15 protein-coding genes are annotated in these 15,815 nt (G+C 59.9%); 7 read left to right on the plus strand and 8 right to left on the minus strand.

What is annotated here, in order from left to right:
• The first annotated feature begins 48 nt into the window (after positions 1–48).
• From H8B20_RS01820 to H8B20_RS01830, 3 genes are all read left to right on the plus strand, one after another.
• Positions 49–885 carry a CvfB family protein gene (locus H8B20_RS01820; protein WP_042558137.1) on the plus strand — a complete coding sequence of 279 codons (837 nt, stop codon included), beginning with the start codon at positions 49–51 and terminating at the stop codon, positions 883–885.
• 115 nt (positions 886–1,000) lie between these two features.
• Positions 1,001–1,405, plus strand: a complete 405-nt coding sequence (locus H8B20_RS01825) for a DUF2177 family protein (RefSeq protein WP_210622514.1) — start codon at positions 1,001–1,003, stop codon at positions 1,403–1,405.
• Positions 1,406–1,746: 341 nt separating this feature from the next.
• Complete coding sequence (locus H8B20_RS01830) at positions 1,747–2,631, plus strand: DMT family transporter (RefSeq protein ID WP_228732634.1); 885 nt, start codon at positions 1,747–1,749, stop codon at positions 2,629–2,631.
• Here H8B20_RS01830 and H8B20_RS01835 read toward each other — a convergent pair.
• Positions 2,579–3,760: an MFS transporter gene (locus tag H8B20_RS01835; protein ID WP_210622202.1), complete on the minus strand. Its 1,182-nt coding sequence runs from the start codon at positions 3,758–3,760 to the stop codon at positions 2,579–2,581. The two genes, H8B20_RS01830 and H8B20_RS01835, sit on opposite strands and share 53 nt — an antisense overlap.
• Positions 3,761–3,865: 105 nt before the next feature.
• Here H8B20_RS01835 and ptrR point away from each other — a divergent pair, with 105 nt between their 5' ends.
• Both ptrR and H8B20_RS28045 read left to right on the plus strand, forming a co-directional pair.
• Positions 3,866–4,759: a putrescine utilization regulator PtrR gene (ptrR, locus tag H8B20_RS01840; RefSeq protein WP_042558140.1), complete on the plus strand. Its 894-nt coding sequence runs from the start codon at positions 3,866–3,868 to the stop codon at positions 4,757–4,759.
• A 142-nt stretch (positions 4,760–4,901) separates the two neighbouring features.
• A complete protein-coding gene (locus tag H8B20_RS28045) occupies positions 4,902–5,030 on the plus strand; it encodes a PA1414 family protein (RefSeq protein ID WP_003184145.1) in 129 nt (42 codons plus the stop codon).
• Positions 5,031–5,137: 107 nt separating this feature from the next.
• Here H8B20_RS28045 and H8B20_RS01845 read toward each other — a convergent pair whose 3' ends face one another.
• The 5 genes from H8B20_RS01845 to speB form a co-directional block, all read right to left on the minus strand.
• Positions 5,138–5,386, minus strand: coding sequence for a phosphopantetheine-containing protein (locus tag H8B20_RS01845; protein ID WP_042558141.1), 249 nt, complete (start codon positions 5,384–5,386; stop codon positions 5,138–5,140).
• A gap of 191 nt (positions 5,387–5,577) precedes the next feature.
• Positions 5,578–6,957: a sodium:solute symporter family protein gene (locus H8B20_RS01850; protein WP_210622203.1), complete on the minus strand. Its 1,380-nt coding sequence runs from the start codon at positions 6,955–6,957 to the stop codon at positions 5,578–5,580.
• Positions 6,958–7,120: 163 nt separating this feature from the next.
• Positions 7,121–8,623, minus strand: a complete 1,503-nt coding sequence (locus tag H8B20_RS01855) for a purine-cytosine permease family protein (RefSeq protein WP_042558143.1) — start codon at positions 8,621–8,623, stop codon at positions 7,121–7,123.
• A 51-nt stretch (positions 8,624–8,674) separates the two neighbouring features.
• Positions 8,675–9,097 carry a YybH family protein gene (locus tag H8B20_RS01860; RefSeq protein WP_210622204.1) on the minus strand — a complete coding sequence of 141 codons (423 nt, stop codon included), beginning with the start codon at positions 9,095–9,097 and terminating at the stop codon, positions 8,675–8,677.
• A gap of 10 nt (positions 9,098–9,107) precedes the next feature.
• Positions 9,108–10,058, minus strand: a complete 951-nt coding sequence (gene speB, locus H8B20_RS01865; RefSeq protein ID WP_047300226.1) for an agmatinase — start codon at positions 10,056–10,058, stop codon at positions 9,108–9,110.
• A gap of 395 nt (positions 10,059–10,453) precedes the next feature.
• Between speB and H8B20_RS01870 the strand changes: the two genes are divergently transcribed.
• Together H8B20_RS01870 and H8B20_RS01875 are read left to right on the plus strand one after the other, a co-directional pair.
• Complete coding sequence (locus H8B20_RS01870) at positions 10,454–11,347, plus strand: LysR family transcriptional regulator (protein WP_007914510.1); 894 nt, start codon at positions 10,454–10,456, stop codon at positions 11,345–11,347.
• Between the two features lie 5 nt (positions 11,348–11,352).
• Entirely contained in the window at positions 11,353–11,949 is a 597-nt protein-coding gene (locus H8B20_RS01875; RefSeq protein ID WP_210622205.1) for a tRNA-uridine aminocarboxypropyltransferase, read from the plus strand.
• Between the two features lie 231 nt (positions 11,950–12,180).
• Here the strand turns inward: H8B20_RS01875 and H8B20_RS01880 are convergent, their stop codons facing one another.
• Both H8B20_RS01880 and H8B20_RS01885 read right to left on the minus strand, forming a co-directional pair.
• Positions 12,181–13,542: an HlyD family type I secretion periplasmic adaptor subunit gene (locus tag H8B20_RS01880; protein ID WP_042558147.1), complete on the minus strand. Its 1,362-nt coding sequence runs from the start codon at positions 13,540–13,542 to the stop codon at positions 12,181–12,183.
• 10 nt (positions 13,543–13,552) lie between these two features.
• Entirely contained in the window at positions 13,553–15,715 is a 2,163-nt protein-coding gene (locus H8B20_RS01885; protein ID WP_210622206.1) for a type I secretion system permease/ATPase, read from the minus strand.
• Positions 15,716–15,815: the final 100 nt, after the last annotated feature.

Consider the following 15,815-nt stretch of genomic DNA (forward strand, 5'->3'; position numbering starts at 1 on the left):
CACGGTAAAAACGGGTAGAATGCCGCCCACGCAATGAGGGTTTTGGAAATGGCTTTAGTCGGGCGCTACAACAGTTTGCAAGTGGTTAAACACACTAACTTCGGTTTATATCTGGACGGCGGTGCCGACGGCGAAATTCTTTTGCCCAACCGTTATATCCCTAAAGATATTCCCAGCGAAGATGAAGACTGGCTCAACGTATTTGTTTATCTGGATAGCGAAGACAAACTTCTCGCTACCACTGAAAAACCGAAAGTTCAGGTCGGTGAATTCGCCAGTTTGAAAGTTGTTGAAGTCAACAGCATCGGTGTGTTCCTCGATTGGGGCTTGCCGAAGGATCTGTTGCTGCCGTATTCCGAAGAGAAGCGTCAGATGACTGCCGGCGAATATTGCGTGGTGCATGTCTACCTCGACAAACACACCCGTCGCATCACCGCCACTGCGCGACTGGATCGTTACCTCGACAAAACCCCGGCCACCTACAGCCCGGGTCAGGAAGTTGATCTGCTGGTTGCCGAAGCTACCGATATGGGCTTCAAGGCGATCATCAACAACAAGCACTGGGGTTTGATTCACAAGAACGAAATCTTCAAGTTCATGCGCGCCGGCATGAGCGAAAAAGGCTTCATCAAGGAAGTGCGCGCCGACGGCAAGATCAGCCTGAGCCTGCAACCGGTTGGTCAGGAAGCGGCGAGCAGCCTGAACTCGAAGATTCTGACCAAGTTGCGCGAAAATGACGGCACCCTGCCGGTCAGCGACAAGAGCGATCCGGCATTGATCAGCAGTCTGTTCGGTGTCAGCAAGGGCAACTTCAAGAAGGCGATCGGTTCGCTGTACAAGGAAGGCAAGATCGTCATTCATGCGGATCGCATTGAACTAAGCTGATCGCGCACCAGCCCCATGTAGGAGCCGCTGAAGGCTGCGATCTGTTGATCTTGTTTTTTGGAACGAAGGTCAAAAGATCCAAGCGCGCGGCAACGCCTACATTGAGGGTCGTATGATGAAGAAAGCGCTGATTGCTTATTCTGCAACGCTGGTGACGTTTCTGTTGCTCGACGGGATATGGCTTGGCCTGCTGATGGCGCCGAGCTATCGCGAACTGCTCGGTCCGTTGATGCTCGAAAAACCGCTGCTCTTACCGGCAGCGGTTTTTTATTGCCTGTATGTTTTCGGTTGCGTGGTTTTTGTGGTGTTGCCGGCACTGAGATGGCAAAAGGCAGCGACGATGGGCGCACTGTTGGGACTGGTGGCGTATGGCACGTATGACCTGACCAATTGGGCGACATTGCGCGGATGGTCGGTGCAAGTGACTTTGCTTGATTGGGCGTGGGGGACGTTTGCCACTGCTGTGGCTTGTACTGTTGGTTTCCTATTGGCGACCCGGCGGGTGAAGTCATACTCCTGAACAGCGTTGATTGATCTGACCTCATCGCTGGCAAGCCAGCTCCCACAGGGTTTTGTGTCGAGCACGAGACAGGGTAGGCGCCACGAACTTGTGGGAGCTGGCTTACCAGCGATTGGCGTCGCAGTCGACAGCCATTCACCACTGACGCAGCAAGGGAATTAAATGTCTTTTCCAGACGGCTTTTTCTGTTGCACTGGTTAATAATCGACGCCACGACTCTTCGCCCCGGACATTGATCCGGGGTTTTGTTTTGACCAATGGATGGCTGCCATGTTGTTTGTGTTCGAGGTGTTGCGGTGATTGTCGAGCGGCGCAATGCCGACCGTTTTGCGCTGCAGGTGATGATCGGTCTGTGCCTGATCTGGGGCGTGCAGCAGGTGATGATCAAGTGGGCTGCACCTGACATCGCACCGGTGATGCAAGCGGCGGGGCGCTCGGGGATTTCTGCGCTGCTGGTCGGATTGCTGATCTGCTGGAAGGGCGGTTGGGATCAGGTCGGGAGCACCTGGCGCGGCGGCTTGCTGGCCGGTGCGCTGTTCGGGCTGGAGTTCTTCTTTATCTCCGAAGGCTTGCAACTGACCACGGCAGCGCACATGTCGGTGTTCCTCTACACCGCGCCGATTTTCACCGCGCTGGGCGTGCATTTTCTACTGGCCAGTGAGCGTTTGCGACCGTTGCAGTGGCTGGGGATTTTGCTCGCCTTCATCGGTATCGCGATTGCGTTTGCCGGTGGTGTTTCGTGGGACAACCTCGATCGGCGCATGTTATTGGGCGATGCCTTTGGTGTATTGGCCGGTGCCTGTTGGGGCGCGACCACGGTGGTGGTGCGCGCCTCGCGCTTGTCGGAAGCCCCGGTGACGTTGACCCTGTTCTATCAGTTGATCGTCGGCTTCGTCGGCCTGCTGTTGATCGCACTGTTCAGCGGCCAGATCGGCCATGTCAACCTGACCGCAGTGGCGGTGGCCAGCGTGCTGTTTCAAGGGCTGGTGGTGTCGTTCTTCAGCTACCTGGTGTGGTTCTGGTTGCTGCGGCGTTATCTGGCGGCCAACCTCGCGGTGTTCTCGTTCATGACGCCGCTGTTCGGCGTCACCTTCGGCGTGTTGCTGCTCGGTGAACAACTGAGCCTGAACTTCGTCATCGGCGCGGTGCTGGTGTTGCTCGGCATCACTTTTGTCAGTGCCGAGCAGTGGCTGCGTCGGCGTTTGCGCAAAGCGCTGGGCCAGTAGCCGTCGATAGCATCGCCAGACCGCCGGCAATCAGCAAACCACTGCCGGCGATCACCAACGCTGGCTGCAAGCCACCGCTGAAATGGCTGCTCAGCGCGGCCAGTAATGGGCCGCTGAGCTGGCCAACGGCGAAGCAGGCGGTGAGCATGCCGGCATTACGCTGGGTGGCGTGCGGCGCCAGTTCCCGCGAGCGTTGCATGACCAGTTGCATGCAGGCCAGGAACGGCGTCCCGCAGCAGATAACGCCCAGCGCCAACCCCCAGCCGCTGCCCAGCAAGCAGGCGAACACCCCGGCGGCTTGCAGCCACAACGTCGCCATCAACCAGTGACGCGTGGTGTGCGGTTCGTGACGACGCAGGCTCACCAGTAAAACGCCGATGGCGGCGCCGAGGCCGAAACACGGCCAGAACAGATCGGCCTGCCATTGCCCGTGAAACTGCGCGTTGGCCATTTGCGACAGAAACGTGGCCGGAATGATGTAGCCGACGCCATACAGCGCGTAAATCAACGCCAGACGACCAATCCCACGATTCGCCGGACTCACGGCCGCTGCATCAGTTGCCTTCGCGGCGACCGGTTGTGGCAGGAGTCGCCAGACCCCCAACATCATCACCAGCGCGGCCGCGGCATAAATCAGCCACAACGTCGCGGACGTCTGGTTCAACAGATGTGAGACCAGTGCCAGCAACCCTGTCAGAAAAATCCCCAGACCCGGCCCGGCAAAGACCAGCGCTCCCAGCCGTGGGCGACCCGCTGCCACCGCCAGTGGCTGACTCAGCGCGGTAATCATCACCAGCACCCAGGCACTCGCCACACCGGTTCCGAAGCGCAGCAGCAGATGTGCCCAGAAGCCATTCGCCCAGAACGACGCCAGTGTCAGCAGCACACAAAGCCACAAGCCGCCGTGCAGGCGCCGCTGCACCTGTTGCGCACGATGGGCAAACATCGCGTCCACCGCCCCGAGCAAGTAGCCGAGGTAATTGGCTGCGGCAATCAGACCGGCGGCAGTCAGGTCAAACTGCCCCTCGCTGAGCAGGTGCGGCATTTGCGGGGTGAGGGCGAAGCGCCCGATGCCCATGGCCATCATCAGGGCGACGAAGCAGGCGGATAAGCGAATCAGCGGTGACATGGTCTGGATTCCGTTGGCAAGATCAATGACCGTCAGGCTAGGACTGATTGACTTTCTTTAAAATTGAATAATAGTGAGTAACTTGTTCTGTTATGGAGAAAGGTTGTGGAGTTCAGCCAACTGCGGATTTTTCAGGCAGTCGCCGAGGAAGGTTCGATCACCCGCGCCGCCGAACGGCTGCACCGAGTCCCGTCGAACCTTTCGACGCGGCTCAAGCAGCTTGAAGAGCAAATGGGCGTCGAATTGTTCGTCCGTGAGCGTCAGCGTTTGCAGCTATCACCTGCGGGAAAAGTCTTGCTGGACTACACCGGCAAACTGTTCGCTCTGCGCGATCAGGCCAGCGCGGCGGTGATGGGCGGGCAACCGGCGGGGGATTTTGTGCTGGGCACGATGTACAGCACCGCAGCCATCCATCTGCCGGCATTGCTGGCGCGCTATCACAAGCAATATCCGGCGGTGAACCTGCAAGTGCAGTCGGCGCCGAGCGGTGAGTTACTGGAAGGTTTGCTCACCGGGCGCCTCGACGCGGCGTTGGTAGACGGGCCGCTGCAACTGGCCGGGCTCGACGGCGTGGCGCTGTGCGAGGAAAGGTTGGTGCTGATCACCGAGATCGATCACCCGCCCGTGCACAGTGCCAGTGATGTCGAAGGGCGCTCGGTGTTCACCTTTCGTCGCGGCTGTTCCTATCGCATGCGACTGGAGGCATGGTTCGCTCATGCCCACGCGGCAATGGGCCGGGCGATGGAGATCGAGTCCTATCAAGGCATGCTCGCCTGCGTGATTGCCGGCAGCGGGGTGGCGCTGATGTCGGAGTCGATGCTGGCCAGCCTGCCGGGGCGCGACAGCGTCGCGGTGCATCCGTTGGCCGAGCCGTTCGCGGGTGCGACAACATGGCTCATGTGGCGTCGGGGCATGGTCGGCGCCAATCTCAATGCGTGGATAGAAGTGCAGCAAGCTGTCTATCCCGCACCTTTGGTTGAATCCCTGGAAACGGCTTGAACCAACGATGGCGCACTCTGTTCAATTCAGTAACAGATCATTGCGGATTTGGCCGAGCATTGCGTAGGACTTCGGACTATTATCAGTGCGAAGCGGCCTCAGAATTCCGGTCGCTCAGCACTACCCTGAAGGGGGCATGACGATGAAAGAGAAAATTCAGAACTGGCTGCATGATTTGGGTGTTGCCCTCGGTTTGATCGAACCGCCTCTGCAACCGGTACCGATCCGCACTGACGACGAACAGCGTCGGCGCCAACCTCGTCGGCGGTAATGTCCCTGATGTGAAGGGTCAATAGACTCAAGATCAAGAGATCGCAGCCTTCGGCAGCTCCTACAGAGAAAAGTGTAGGAGCTGCCGAAGGCTGCGATTTTTTGTTTTCAATGCCGCCCGATCATCAGCAAAAACCGGCTCAAGTCATTTGCGGTCTTCGCAGTTTTGAGCAGGTGATCTTCTTCGGCGGTGAAAGCCGTCAAGCCGAATTCATCTTCCAGATGAAAGATCAGGTCCTCGATATCAGCTTTCTCTAATCCCAACTGCGCCAGGCTGGTGTTGTCGTTGAATTCGCGGTTCTCCAGCAGGCGGCGGATATATCGATGCACGGCAGCACGTACGGCAGCTCTTCTCATGGCAGATATTTCGTTGTTGTTTGACTGATTACAGCAGGCATCAAGGTTGTTGCCGCAGCCATTCGTCCATCATCGAGCGTGGCTGAGCTCTCTGCAGCGAATCTTCACCAGCACTTTCCTCCAGACGAAAAAAACGGGTGTGGCAACCGACGCCACACCCGTCGAAGAAAGCATCAGTCGTTACATCGAACTCAGATCGCGCTGGCCACCGTCGAAGGGCGCGGCGACAGCAGGCTGACCACCACAAAACTCACCAGACCCACAGCCAGGCTGTAGTAAATCGGGGTGTTGGCGTCCAGACCGTCCTTGAACATGAACAGCAGCGCGGTGGCAAAGCCCAGGCCCATGCTGGCGATGGCGCCGGAGGTGGTCGCGCGTTTCCAGAAGATCGCACCGATCAGCGGAACCAGCATGCCGCCCACCAACAGGTTGTACGCCAGGGTCAGGGCGCTGATCACGTCGTTTACCACCAGCGCGATGCCCAGTACGACAACACCGGTCAGCAGGGTGAACAGGCGGTTGATGCGCAGGCTCGATGGCTTGCCGCCACGCAGTTTCGGCAGCAGGTCTTCGGTCAGCGTGGTGGCGGCGGCGAGGAGGCCGGCGCTGGCGGTGGACATCATGGCGGCCAGTGCGGCAGCGATCACAAGGCCTCGGATGCCGTCCGGCAGCGACAGTTTGACGATCGCGGCGAACGCGTTGTTGACGTTGTCCAGATCCGGGATCAGCACATGAGCGGCCATGCCGATCAGGGCGCAGGCCAGACCGTAGACGACGCAGTAGACGCCCGCGATGCTGCCTGCGTATTGGGCGACTTTGGCAGTCTTGACGGTGAACACCCGTTGCCAGATGTCCTGACCGATCAGTATGCCGAAGAAGTAGATCATGAAGTAGGTGATGATCGTGTCCCAGCCGATGCTGGTGAAGTTGAACGCGGTGGCGGGCAGTTTCAGCACCAGCTCATCCCAACCGCCGACGCGGTACAGGCAGATCGGCAACAGGATGAACATCAGGCCCACGGTCTTGATGATGAACTGGACGATGTCGGTCAGGGTCAGCGACCACATCCCGCCGATCGCCGAGTAGACCACCACTACACCACCGCCGAGCAACACCGAGACCCAGAAGGGCAGGTCGAACAGCACTTGCAGCACGGTGCCGATCGCCAGGATCGAGGTCACGCCGATCATCAGTGCATAGGCCAGCATGATCACCGCGCTCGCCGAGCGGGCCATCGGGTTGTAGCGTTTTTCCAGGACCTGGGTAACGGTGTAGATCTTCAGTTTCAGCAGCGGCTTGGCCAGGAACAGGTTCAGCGCAATGATGCCGCAACCCAGTGCCGCGCAAAGCCAGAAACCGGAAATCCCGTGCACGTAGCCCAGACGCACGGTGCCAACGGTGGACGCGCCACCCAGCACCGTCGCGGCCATGGTGCCCATGTACAGGCTCGGGCCCAGGTTACGACCGGCAACGAGAAAGTCCTCGTTGGTCTTGGCCTTGCGCATACCGAAATAGCCGAGCAAAAGCATGCCGGCGGCGTAGATGAGGACGACGAATAAATCCAAAGCCATGATGGCGTGTCTCCGATTGTCTTTTTTATGGTGAAACAAAATTGGTTCGATGGAGCTGCCCTTTGTGGGAGCGAGCCTGCTCGCGAAGGCGATCTGTCAGTGACATCCATGCTGGATGTGCCGAAGTCTTCGCGAGCAGGCTCGCTCCCACAGAGGAAAAGTGTCAGGCCAGTTCGGGCTTCGCTGAGGGGGGCATAAATTGGCTGCGTTCATCCTTCGGGCCGTAAACCGCCGCCGGTTCCGGAAACAGGCGCAGCAGCGTCAGATACACCACCGAGGCCAGCCCCAGGGTCACCGGCAAACTGATGTCGATGCCGCCCGCCAACTCACCCAGTGGGCCGACGAACTGCCCCGGCAAATTGACGAAGAACAGACCAACGGCCGCGCTCGGAATCCACGCGCCCAGGCCCCGCCAGTTCCAGCCGTGGGTGAACCAGTAGCGTCCGCCTTGCTCGCCGCGCGTGAATACTTGCAGGTCATCCGGGCAGTAGAAGCCGCGACGCACCACCAGGCCGATGATCATGATCACCATCCATGGCGTGGTGCAGGTGATGATCAGCACGGCGAAGGTCGACACGCTCTGCACCAGGTTCGCCGCAAAGCGTCCGATGAAGATGAACGCAATCGACAGCACGCCGATCAGTAACGTCGCCTTGACCCGCGAGAGCACCCGCGGGAACACGCTCGACATGTCCAGACCGGTGCCATACAGCGACGTGGTGCCGGTGGACATGCCGCCGATCACAGCAATCAGGCACACCGGCAGGAAGAACCAGCTCGGCGACACCGCCAGCAGACCGCCTACATAGTTGTTTGCCGCGATGTAGTCCGGCGCCTTGATCGCCACGATGGTTGCGGTGGCCAGGCCGAACAGGAACGGGATGAGCGTCGCCAGTTGCGCGGCGACCACCGCCAGCATGATGCGACCCTTCGGCGTTTCGCGAGGAATGTAGCGAGACCAGTCGCCGAGGAATGCACCGAAGGAAATCGGGTTGCTCATGGCCACCAGTGCCGCACCGATGAACGCCGCCCAGAACCCGGCCTGACCCATGGCCACGCTGCCGGCGTACTGGCTGTCGAAGGCGGGGGCAAAGGCGAAGATGCCGAGCAGGAACAACAGGCTCGCGGCCCACACCGCAATGCGGTTGACCCACAACATGAAGCGAAAGCCGTAGATGCAAACCGTCAGCACCAGCAGCGCGAACAGCCCGTAGGCGAGGCCGAGCGTGAGGTCGGTTTCCGGCAGGTCGAGCAGGCGTTTGGCGCCGCCAACCAATGCATCGCCCGAACTCCACACCGAGAGCGAAAAGAACGCGATAGCGGTCAACAACGACAGGAAGGAACCAACGATCCGCCCATGCACGCCGAAGTGCGCACCGGAAGACACGGCGTTATTGGTGCCGTTGAGCGGGCCGAACAGGCCCATCGGCGCGAGGATCAGTGCACCGACCACCACACCCAGCACAATCGCCCAGACGCCAGCCTGAAAAGACAGACCGAACAGCACCGGGAAACTGCCGAGCACAGCCGTGGCAAAGGTATTGGCGCCGCCGAAGATCAAGCGAAACAGGTCGCTGGGCCGGGCGTCACGCTCATGATCCGGGATCTGTTCGACCCCGTTTGTTTCGATGCTGCTAAGGCGTTTTTCATTGTTGTTGTTATTCATGATCTGCTCCGATCATCAGGCGCGCTCATCGTGCGTGAGCGTCACCATTGGCTAAGGGGGTGGCAGCCCTTCCGGCATTGCGGACAAATGTTCGTGGCAGGCCAGCCAATGGCCTTGTTGTTCTAGGCTCGACGTTTGTTTCTTGAAAACAATCGTCTCGCGCTCCTGGCTGAAGTGTTGCTCCCCTTGCATGCGCAGATCGGTGGCCACGTCATGGATGAAAATCGCCACGTCACCCTGCAGGCTGACGAAGGCGTTGCTCGAGGTGCAGGAAAGCACCTCGAAGCCATCCTCGGTGCGCCAGCTGTCCCACAACGCCTGATAGGCATCGCGCGACAGCAGTGGCTGTTCGAGGGTGTAAAACACGAAGCTGGCGTCGGCGCTGAACGCGCCGAAGTAGGCTTCGCGATCATTGCGTGCGAAGGCTGAAACCAGCTCGGCCGCCGCATGCAAAACCTGATCATGATCGTTCATGACCCGACCCTCAGCGATGAACCACGCCAGGCAGTACGCAGAGCATTTCGTACAGCAGGTTGGCGGCCAGCAGCGAGGTGTTGCCGGTGGTGTCGTAAGCGGGCGAGACTTCTACCAGATCGCAACCGATCAGGTCGAGGCCTTGGCAGCCGCGAATGATCTCAATGGCCTGAATGGTCGTCAGGCCACCGATTTCCGGGGTGCCCGTGCCAGGCGCCCAGGCCGGATCGATGCCGTCGATGTCGAAGCTCAGGTACACCGGGCCACCGCCGACTTTCTCGCGGACTTCGGCCATCAGCGGCGCCAGCGACTTGTGCCAGCACTCTTCGGCCTGCACCACGCGGAAACCCTGATTACGGCTCCAGTTGAAGTCATCCGCGGTGTAACCCTGGGCGCGCAAACCAATCTGCACCACGCGGTCACAATCCAGCAGGCCTTCTTCGACGGCGCGTCGGAAGGTCGTGCCGTGGGCGATTTTCTCGCCGAACATGTGGTCGTTGACGTCAGCGTGAGCGTCGATGTGTACCAGACCCACCTTGCCGTGCTTTTTGTGAATCGCACGCAGGATCGGCAGGGTGATGGTGTGGTCGCCACCCAGAGTCATCGGAATCACGTTGTGTTCGAGGATGTTGTCGTAGGCTTCTTCGATGATGCGCACGGCATCGAGCAGGTTGAAGGTGTTGATCGCGACGTCACCGATGTCGGCGACCGACAGCGAATCGAACGGCGCAGCACCGGTGGCCATGTTGTACGGGCGGATCATCACCGATTCGGCGCGGATGTCACGCGGCCCGAAGCGAGTGCCAGGGCGCAGCGAAGTACCGATGTCCAGCGGCACGCCTACAAAGGCAGCGTCCAGGCCGGCAGCGGTTGGCAAGTGGGGGAGTCGGAGCATGGTGGCGATGCCGCCGAAGCGCGGCATTTCGTTGCCGCCCAGTGGTTGGTGAAGAATCTTGTCCACGGGTAGGGCCTCATCGTCTTTGTTTTATTTATGTTGGCGCGCCGTTCAGCAAAGGATCGGACACCGCTGTGGTGCCGATTCTGCGAAATGTAGTGAGGGGGAAGAATCGCTACGGGCAAATACTTAGTTCAGATTTTTCTAAACTAATGGGCGAGGTGGGATTAGAATTTGGTGGCCCTGGGTTTTGAGAGCGGCTGGAAATCGCGGCCCTCACCCCAACCCTCTCCCGGAGGGAGAGGGAGCTGATTTCCATGGCTTTCAAATCCTGAGTTGGACGCGATTTTTCAGGTCGATGCACATCCCGAGGACGCCGCGGTCGGCTCCCTCTCCCTGGGGAGAGGGCTGGGGTGAGGGGAAATTCAACAGGCGACACATCTCTTACGCCCGGAGTAGACATGGCCAACGCTTTACCCGACCTGAAACTGTTACGCATCTTCGTCAGCGTCGTGCGCCATCAGGGTTTCGCCAACGCCCAGCAAGAACTCAACCTGTCGACCTCGGCGATCAGCACCTACATGAGCCAGCTCGAAGCCGCGCTCGGTCTGGTGTTGTGCCATCGCGGCCGCGGTGGTTTCAGCCTCACCAGCAAAGGGGAACTGTTCCATCAGGAAACCCTGCGTCTGCTCGCCGAGCTCGAAGGGTTTGAGCAATATGCCGCCGCGCTCAAGGGCGAATTGCGCGGCACGCTCAACCTCGGGGTGATCGACTCCACCGTGAGCGACAAGGCGTTGCCGTTCGCCGAAGCCATCGGCGCCTACAGTCAGGAACACCCGGCCGTGCATTTGCACCTGTCGGTAATGAGCCCCTACGAACTGCAACTCGGCGTGCAGGACAACCGCCTCGACCTGGCCATTGGTGCGTTTTCCACGCGCATGAGCGGTCTGATTTACATGCCCCTGTACCGCGAACAGCACTGGCTGTATTGCAGCAGCCGTCACCCGTTGTTTAACGAGCGACGGATTCCCGAGCAAGTCATCACCCAGCAACGCATGGTCGGTCGTGGCTACTGGAGCCAGGCAGAGCTGGCCCGCCACGGTTTCAAACACAGCGCGGCGACGGTAGAAAGTATGGAGGCGCAGTTGATTCTGGTGCTGTCCGGCGCCTACATCGGTTATCTGCCGGAGCACTACGCCCAGGCCTGGGCCGACAAGGGCGATTTGCGCGTGTTGCTGCCAGCGACTTTCGGCTACCAGGCGCCGTTTTCGATGATCATGCGCCGTGGCCGCAGCCGCGAACCGCTGATCCAGACTTTCCGCGATTTGCTTAAAGCCCAGCTCAACCAGGCGTAAAAATGATGTCCAGAGTCCAATGCCCGCGCTGCCTGCGCCCACAAACCCATTGCCTTTGCCCGTTGATCCCGAGCCTCGACAGCCGCACCCGGGTGTTGCTGTTGCAGCACCCGAGCGAGGTCAATCATGCGTTGAATACTGCGCGCCTGGCCGCGCTGGGGCTGACCAACGCCGAGCTGATTGTCGGTGAGGTATTTAAGGATTTGCCGACACTACTGAACCGGCCGGGCTATCAGGCGCGGTTGTTGTTCCCCGCTGACGATGCGCAGCCTATGCAGGTTTATGGCGCGTCTGATGAACCGCTGTTGCTGGTCGTGCCCGACGGCACCTGGCGCAAGGCGCGCAAGATGCTGCATCTCAATCCGTTGCTGATGGCGTTGCCACGGGTGACTCTGGCGGAAGGCGGGGTGTCGCGGTATCGGTTGCGCAAGGCACCGGGGCCTGGGGCGTTGTCGACCATCGAGGCGATTGTGCAGGCATTGCAGACGCTGGAAGCGCCAGCGTCTTTCGAACCGTTGCTCAAACCGTTTGAAGCGTTGATCGAAGGGCAGATTGCAGCGATGGGGCAGGAGACGTTTCAGCGTAATCACGCTGAAAAATGATCGGTGCTTTTGCTGGCCTCATCGCTGGCAAGCCAGCTCCCACAGGTTTTGGTGATGTTCACAGGTTTTGTGTTCGACACGGGCACTGTGGGAGCTGGCTTGCCAGCGATAAGGCCAGATCATTCACCACAAAATCCAGACCAAAAGATCGCAGCCTGCGGCAGCTCCTGCATGGGTTTTGCGAGCGCCACTGCTTTTGTAGGAGCTGCCGAAGGCTGCGATCTTTTGATCTTATCTTTCGCGCATCGCCTCGGTCCGCGCCTTCAGCACCGGTTTAAGCAGGTAATCCAACACACTTTTCTCCCCGGTGATGATGTCCACTGTCGCCACCATCCCCGGAATGATCAGCAGCGGTTTCACATCCCCGCCAAGGTGGTTTTTGTCGGTGCGTACCTGAATCAGGTAGAAGCTGTTGCCCTTGTCGTCAGTAATCGTGTCGGCGCCGATCAGCTCAAGCTTGGCGCTCAGGCCACCGTAAATCGTGTAGTCGTAAGCACTGAACTTGACCATGGCTTTCTGGCCCGGATGCAGGAACGCGACGTCTTGCGGGCGTACTTTGGCTTCGATCAGCAGGTTGTCTTCCAGCGGCACGATTTCCACCATGTCGCTGCCTGGCTGGACCACGCCGCCGATGGTGTTGACCTTCATCTGCTTGATCACCCCACGCACCGGCGAGGTCACCGTGGTGCGCGTCACACGATCGTCGATGGCGATGCTCGATGCGGTGATTTTCGACAGGTCGGTGCGTTTCTCATTCAGCTCTTTGGCGGCATCCGAACGAAAGGTTTGCTCCGACTCGTCGATCTTGCTGCGGATTTCGGCAATCGCCGATTCGGCGCGGGGAATCGCCAAGGTGGTCGCGTTCAGCGAACCGCGGATTTCCACGGCATTGCGTTTGAGTCGCAGGATCTCCACGGGCGATACCGCGCCGGTTTTGACCAGCGGCTCGGACATGTTCATCTCTTGTTGCAGCAAGGCGAGGCTTGAACTGAACTGGCCTTGCTTGGAGCGAAATTCCGCCAGTTCCTGAGTCTTCTGCCGCAGTTGTTCGCTGAGGGTGCGTTGCTCACTGGCCAGCCGCCGCAGGCGTTGTTCGTGCAGCGAGCGTTCGTCTTCAGCGACTTGCGGGGCCTTGGCGATCACCTCGGCGGAGAGTTGGAACGGTCGCCCCTCGGCCTCTGCCGACAGCCGTTCGACCTGGGCGGTCAACGCATAACGATCCGCCTCGCTTTCACCCTTGTTCGACAAAAATCGTGTGTCATCCAGACGCAGCAGGGTGTCGCCCTTGTTGACCATTTGCCCTTCACGGACGAAAAGCTCGGTGACGATCCCGCCCTCAAGGTTCTGGATCACCTGAACCTTGCTCGACGGAATCGCCTTGCCTTCGCCCATGGTCACTTCTTCGAGCACTGCGAACTTGGCCCAGACCACTGCGCTGATCAACAGTGCCGCCGCGAGCCACACGGTGATCCGCGACCAGCGCGGCGAATCCTGCAATGAAGCCCCGGCAGTTTCCGGCATGAACTCGACCTCGGCGCTTTTGCCGAAGCTGTCGAAGTAGCCGCGCGATTTGCTATCTGTGGAAGCAGACATGAGGCAACTCCTAGACCGCCGCCGAGCCGACGCGGCCCTTGCGCAGTGCTTCGATGACCGCTTCTTTCGGGCCGTCAGCGACGACCCGGCCGTTATCCAGTACCAGCAACCGATCCACCAGGCTCAGCATCGAGGTGCGGTGGGTGACCAGCAGCAGTGTTTTGCCTTGCACCCAGCCATGCAGCTTCTGGCGCAGTTGGTCTTCGCTGCTGTTGTCCATGGCGCTGGTGGGTTCGTCAAGCAACATGATCGGCGGGTCGAGCAGCAATGCCCGAGCCAGCAGTACCGCTTGGCGCTGCCCACCGGAGAGCAGTTGCCCGCGTTCGCCCACCGGCCGGTCGAAGCCTTGCGGGTGTTGGCGGGCGAGTTCGGTGACGCCTGTCAGCTCGGCGACTTCGAGCATGCGTGAATCGCTGATGTAGCGCGCACCAAGGGTCAGGTTGTCGCGCAGGCTGCCGGCCAGCAGCGGCAAATCATGGGCGACGTAACCGATCTGCTGGCGCAGGTCAGCGACATCCAGTTGCCGCAGGTCGAGGCCGTCGAGCAGCAACTGGCCTTCTTCGGGTTCGTAAAAGCCCATCAGCAGCCGCGCAAGGGTACTTTTGCCGGAACCACTGCGGCCGATGATGCCGACCCGCTCACCGGGTTTGAGGCTGAAACTGACGTTGCTCAGCGCCGGGGCATTCTGGCCGTTGTAATGGAAAGTCACGCCGCTGACGTCCAGCGCGCCTTGCAATTGTGTGCGCTCCAGAGGCCGCTGTTTGCCGTCGCGCTCTTGCGGTAACGACATCAGCGCATCGGTGCTTTTCATGGTCAGTTGCGCTTGCTGATAGCGGGTAATCAGCCCGGCAATCTGCCCCAGCGGTGCGAGCACGCGGCTCCCGAGCATGTATGTCGCCACCAGTGCGCCGACGCTCAGGTTGCCGGCGATGATGCTGTAGACCCCTGCAACAATCGTCGCCATCCCCGCGAACTGCTGGATAAACAACGTGCCGTTGGTGGCCAGCGCCGAGAGATTGCGCGCATGGCTGTCGAGGCGGGTGAGGGCGCCGTGGGTGCTTTCCCATTTGTGCTGGCGTTCGCTTTCGGCGCTGCAGGCCTTGAGAGTTTCCAGGCCACCGAGGGTCTCGATCAGCAAGGCCTGGCGTTCGGCTCCGAGGCTCAAACTCTTCTGCACCGTGTCACGCAGGCGCACCTGAATGATCATCGCGAAGATGATCGTCAGCGGAAACGCCAGCAGTGGAATCACCACCAGCCAGCCGCCGAGCAGGCCAATCACCACCAGCATCAGCACCACGAAGGGCAGGTCGATCAGGCTGGTCAGGGTAACCGCGGTGAGGAATTCGCGCAGGCCCTGAAAGTCGTGAATGCTCTGGGCAAAACCGCCGATGGTTGCTGGCCGTGCCTTCATCGACATACCGGTGATGCGTTCAAATAAAGTCGCAGAAAGGATTACATCGGTTTTCTTGCCAGCGCTGTCCAGCAGGTGTGCACGCACCACTCGCAGCACCAGTTCGAAACCGGTGCCGATCAACAGGCCGATCGATAACACCCACAGGGTTGACGTGGCCTGATTGGGCACCACGCGGTCGTAGGTTTGCATGACAAACAGCGGCACCATCAGGCCCAGCAGGTTGATCAGGAAACTGGCAAGAAGCGCATCGCTGTACAGCCATTTAGACAGCTTCAGGGTGTCGCGAAACCATGCATGCACCCGTGGCACCAGCGGCGAGCGCAAGTCTTCGAGTTCATGCCGTGGCCGCGCGAACAAGGCCTGGCCGCTGTAGTGTTCGCTGAGTTCTTCGCGGCTGACCCACTGCTCGCCGCCATCGGCTTCGCTGGGCAGGATCAGCGCCTTGCCGTCATCGCCAAAGCGCCGCAGCACGGCGGTGCGACCGTCGTTGAGCAGTAGCAGAATCGGCAGATTCAGCGGGGAAATGTCTTTCAGCTCGCGGCGTAACAGCCGCGCCTGTAACCCGGCCCGGGCGGCTGCGCGCGGCAGCAGATCCAGGCTCAGGCGTTGTTTGTTCAGGGGCAGTCCGGCACTCAGGCTGGCGCGACTGACAGTCGCGCCATGGAGTTTGCAGAGGATCAACAGACCGTCGAGTAACGGATCATCGAAGCTCAGCCGCGGATCGACCCCGGCGTTGCCGCCGCCGGCCATGCTAGTCATATTGATCGCCCCTGTTGAACTGGCTCGAGTATCCCCAAAATCTCCCCTGAAGGAGTTGCCGAAGGCTGCGGCCTATTGATCTTGAAAAACAACATCAAAA

Origin of the sequence: Pseudomonas sp. P42 (genome assembly GCF_017973755.1) — a bacterium.
Lineage (GTDB): Bacteria > Pseudomonadota > Gammaproteobacteria > Pseudomonadales > Pseudomonadaceae > Aquipseudomonas > Aquipseudomonas iridis.

Excerpts from the sequence above, each read along its gene's own strand:
- H8B20_RS01845 (WP_042558141.1), bottom strand. The coding sequence starts at position 5,386 with ATGAGAAGAGCTGCCGTACGTGCTGCCGTGCATCGATATATCCGCCGC.
- H8B20_RS01875 (WP_210622205.1), top strand. The coding sequence starts at position 11,353 with ATGTCCAGAGTCCAATGCCCGCGCTGCCTGCGCCCACAAACCCATTGC.
- H8B20_RS01835 (WP_210622202.1), bottom strand. The coding sequence starts at position 3,760 with ATGTCACCGCTGATTCGCTTATCCGCCTGCTTCGTCGCCCTGATGATG.
- H8B20_RS01830 (WP_228732634.1), top strand. The coding sequence starts at position 1,747 with ATGATCGGTCTGTGCCTGATCTGGGGCGTGCAGCAGGTGATGATCAAG.
- H8B20_RS01880 (WP_042558147.1), bottom strand. The coding sequence starts at position 13,542 with ATGTCTGCTTCCACAGATAGCAAATCGCGCGGCTACTTCGACAGCTTC.
- H8B20_RS01885 (WP_210622206.1), bottom strand. The coding sequence starts at position 15,715 with ATGACTAGCATGGCCGGCGGCGGCAACGCCGGGGTCGATCCGCGGCTG.
- H8B20_RS01825 (WP_210622514.1), top strand. The coding sequence starts at position 1,001 with ATGAAGAAAGCGCTGATTGCTTATTCTGCAACGCTGGTGACGTTTCTG.
- H8B20_RS01855 (WP_042558143.1), bottom strand. The coding sequence starts at position 8,623 with ATGAATAACAACAACAATGAAAAACGCCTTAGCAGCATCGAAACAAAC.
- H8B20_RS28045 (WP_003184145.1), top strand. The coding sequence starts at position 4,902 with ATGAAAGAGAAAATTCAGAACTGGCTGCATGATTTGGGTGTTGCCCTC.
- H8B20_RS01850 (WP_210622203.1), bottom strand. The coding sequence starts at position 6,957 with ATGGCTTTGGATTTATTCGTCGTCCTCATCTACGCCGCCGGCATGCTT.
- H8B20_RS01870 (WP_007914510.1), top strand. The coding sequence starts at position 10,454 with ATGGCCAACGCTTTACCCGACCTGAAACTGTTACGCATCTTCGTCAGC.
- H8B20_RS01820 (WP_042558137.1), top strand. The coding sequence starts at position 49 with ATGGCTTTAGTCGGGCGCTACAACAGTTTGCAAGTGGTTAAACACACT.
- H8B20_RS01860 (WP_210622204.1), bottom strand. The coding sequence starts at position 9,097 with ATGAACGATCATGATCAGGTTTTGCATGCGGCGGCCGAGCTGGTTTCA.